This window comes from Acinetobacter sp. ABJ_C5_2 (genome assembly GCF_044538485.1).
GTDB classification, from domain to species: domain Bacteria; phylum Pseudomonadota; class Gammaproteobacteria; order Pseudomonadales; family Moraxellaceae; genus Acinetobacter; species Acinetobacter nosocomialis_A.
Map to the genome: position 1 here is coordinate 1 of NZ_JBIUCS010000055.1, position 3,673 is coordinate 3,673.

Below are 3,673 nucleotides of genomic sequence, written 5' to 3' on the forward strand. Positions count from 1 at the left end.
GTATTAAAAAAGTATTACTATGATAAATATTATGCACTTAGAGCTTTTAATGATTTTGGTGAAGTAGAAAAAATAAGTTTTAAAAATAATTTAGATAATTCTATTAAGTTTTTTAAAAATATTGGCTTGTGTGAAATTAATCCTAGAAAAAATGATAAGTTAATGAAAGTTATAGGTTTTGCTTATTTAAATATGGCATTTTATAATGAGATTTCAAATATTCTAGATATGCTAGCTTTAAAAATGAAAAAAGAAAAGATATTAACTGGTAATGGGGTTTTTCTTTTAGATAAAAATGATGGGGTTCTGGAATTAAATATTTCTTATGATTCAAACACTAAGGCAATTAGTGATATTTACACACCTAAAGAGATTTCTGAGATTGAATACTTTGGAAAGTGTTGGAAAGATATTTGTGATCGCTATAATGAACTAATAAGTGATATAAAAAGAGTTGAAAGCCAAGTTACCGAAGAAGATCTAGGTCTATAGAGGATAATGTCCATTTTTAAGCCTATTTGGATTTTTACAGGGTAAATGATTTTTTGCATTATAATAATTGAAATGTAAATATAATCACTTAAGATATTTAAAAGTTCATCGGAAGATGGGCTTTTTCTATAAATATATAATATGTTTTGTTAAAATGATTCAAGTTAAGTTGTTAGATTAAAAAATGAAAAATTTAAGTATAGGATTAGTTCTAATTATTTCATTATTTGGTTGTGGAAATTCTACAGCTAAACATCAAGACAAGTTCTTAGTGCATATCCATGAAAATACTTCTGATCCTTACAAAGAGTGTATGGTCACATATATTAAAAACCATTGGGACGAAGTTTGGAAAACTTATAATACTGAAAAAACTAGGGAGGCTCGTGGTGAAACAGATATAGTCAATTTCATGATTGAAAAGTATCTATCTGAATGTAAAAAATAATACATTTGAGCTAAATTTATTTTTATGTATTTAAGGCTTTCAAAGCCCTGAGTTTTCAGGGTTTTACTAATAGCCGCTTTTAAGAAAGAAATATTTTTAAGTAGGCAGTATGCTTTAAAATTATTTTAATATTTGCATATAAATGTTATAGAAAAGGATGGAGTTAGTAATAAGAATAAGTTCAAAGGAAGCGCTTAACCGATCCTCTCAAAATTCGATATATTTCGTTAAATAGGTAAACGATGACCGTACTTTTAGAAAAAGATTTAAGCCCATCTGAGTTTACATTGTTTTCTGAAATATTATGGAAACTTGGCTCAGGGAAAGGGCAATACAATTTACGTGAAAGTATTCTTGCAGATATTGCCATCTTGTTGCGGGCTGATTTCGCGGCATCTTATATTTGGGATTCAACCCATAACTTATCGAAAGAAGGTGTGATATGGAAAATCGACCCAAAAGCTATGAAGGACTATGAGTGTGTTTGGCAATTTGATGATCCGATTACAGCACAGCTTCGCAAACGTCAAAAACCAACTTTCGTAAACGAGGTCATGCCTCTCGCAGACCTGAAAAAAACACCCTATTACAATGAGTTTTTGAGAGCCTATGGTTTATATCACGGCATAAATATTTATTTTGTCCGAAATGGTATGGATATTGGTGATTTACGCATTTGGCGTGCGAAAGATGCCGACACGTTTAGTGAACGTGAAAAAAGAATATTAAACCTGCTTGAACCTTATTTTACTCAAGCCTTACCCAGTGATTTATCAAGTCAATATGGTCTGACGTCACGGGAACAAGAAGTGGTTCGCTTGGTAACTAAAGGTTTAAGTGATAAAGATGTGGCCAATTTACTGGATATTAGCTTTACAACATTAAGAACTCATTTGAACAATTCTATGAGAAAAATCGGTTGCAATAATCGCACTGAAATGGCCTTGCTCATTCGATATTAAAGTTTAAGCAATCCTCAATTTTGAGGATGCGAATCAATAAGCAATTTGTACTAAGTTTCTAAAATTACAACTTAAATGGATTAAAAATTACTATGTTAAATACAAATGAAAAAATTAATTGGATCGAATCACTTGATCTATCAAATGCTTCAGTAGATTTCATTACTAAACTCATTCATGAAAGAAAAGTATCTTGTGAAGAGCTTGTACATCATTACTTCGATAATATTGAAAAACAGCAATCCTTAAATGCATTTATTAGCACAGATAAGGCTTCAGCAATTCAACAAGCTCAATATTGGGATAAATATCTACTGAGTGGAAAACCGTGCCCAGCTTTGATGGGTATTTTAATTGCGGTTAAAGATAATATTCATGTTGCAGGTTTCCCAAATAGTGCAGGCACACCAGCTTTAGCTCAATTTAGGCCTCAAACTTCTGCGCCCGTTATTCAAAAGCTTATTGATCAAGGTGCAATCATTGTTGGTAAAGCCAATATGCACGAATTGGCCTTTGGGGTAACTGGTTATAATACTGCCATGCATATAGAAGGTGTGGTGGGTACACGAAATGCCGTAAACCCGTTACATATTGCTGGTGGGTCTTCTTCGGGTAGTGCGGTAGCTGTTGCAGCGGGTATGGTTCCGATTGCTATGGGTACAGACACAGGTGCTTCTATTCGACTGCCAAGTGCCTTAAATGGTTGTGTGGGTTTTCGTCCTACGGTAGGACGATATTCACAAGAAGGTATTACCCCAATTTCACATACTCGAGATACCGCTGGACCTATTGCACATACCGTATCTGATGTTATTTTAATTGATGAGCTTATTACTCAAGAACCAAGAAAAGAACCACTCCAGCCTCATCAAATTCGGCTCGGTATCAATTCATATTTTTGGAATCATTTAGATGAAGACGTTCATGAACAGGCTCATATTGCGCTTGAGCTTTTAAAAAGTGCAGGAGTCGAAATTATTCCTGTCGATATGCCAAATTTAGAACAACTCAATCAAGCTATTTCATTTCCTGTGGCTATATATGAAGGCAAATATGACCTGATTCAATATTTGAAAGATCATCATGTAAATTTGACTATAGAGACTGTAGTTGATCAGATTTCAAGTCCAGATGTACAGGCAATTTTTAAACTGAATATTCTTCCTGAGCTAACTCTAGATCAAACTGGTCAACTTGTTCCAGTTTTACCTTTGTATGAAAAAGCCATCAGTGAAGCTCGTCCACAATTGCTTGAACTCTACCAAAACACATTTAAGACGCATAACTTACATGCTTTATTATTTCCGACATCACCGATTGTTGCACCTCTAGCAAATGAAGAAGTCTATTCAATTGAAACTTTCCAGACACTCATGCGAAATACAGACCCCGGCAGTAATATTGGAATACCAGGACTGAGTTTACCTATTGGGAAGGGCGCGAAATCAAAACTACCAGTTGGATTTGAAATAGATGGCTTAGCTCATCAAGATAGTGAATTGCTTGCGATTGGAATAACTTTAGAAGAAATTTTTAAGGATTTAAATCAATAAACAAAACTACTTAAACCACTATTTTTAAAGACTTGTTTCTCTATTAATAATAGGTTGAAATTTATTGGTAAGCCTGTTTTTATCTGAAAAATTATAAGCCATTTCACTTGTTATAATGGCTTATTTATTAAACAATTATTACTTTTTGATTTACTCATCCTGTCAGTTTTACGGTTGTTAATTTGAGAAAATATAATATTTATAACTTATATATATCT

General features: G+C 33.0%; 4 protein-coding genes. All 4 read left to right on the forward strand.

Annotated elements, in window-relative coordinates:
• Nucleotides 1-492, forward strand: a 492-nt coding sequence (locus tag ACH8JV_RS19025) for a hypothetical protein (protein WP_396523183.1), incomplete at its 5' end; no start/stop codon positions are given.
• Nucleotides 493-676: 184 nt separating this feature from the next.
• Entirely contained in the window at nucleotides 677-940 is a 264-nt protein-coding gene (locus ACH8JV_RS19030; RefSeq protein ID WP_396523185.1) for a hypothetical protein, read from the forward strand.
• A gap of 242 nt (nucleotides 941-1,182) precedes the next feature.
• Entirely contained in the window at nucleotides 1,183-1,902 is a 720-nt protein-coding gene (locus ACH8JV_RS19035; RefSeq protein ID WP_396523187.1) for a response regulator transcription factor, read from the forward strand.
• Nucleotides 1,903-1,994: 92 nt separating this feature from the next.
• The gene (iaaH, locus tag ACH8JV_RS19040) at nucleotides 1,995-3,455 is read left to right on the forward strand and encodes an indoleacetamide hydrolase (RefSeq protein WP_396523189.1); all 1,461 of its coding nucleotides are present in this window, start codon (nucleotides 1,995-1,997) and stop codon (nucleotides 3,453-3,455) included.
• The last annotated feature ends 218 nt before the right edge of the window (nucleotides 3,456-3,673 follow it).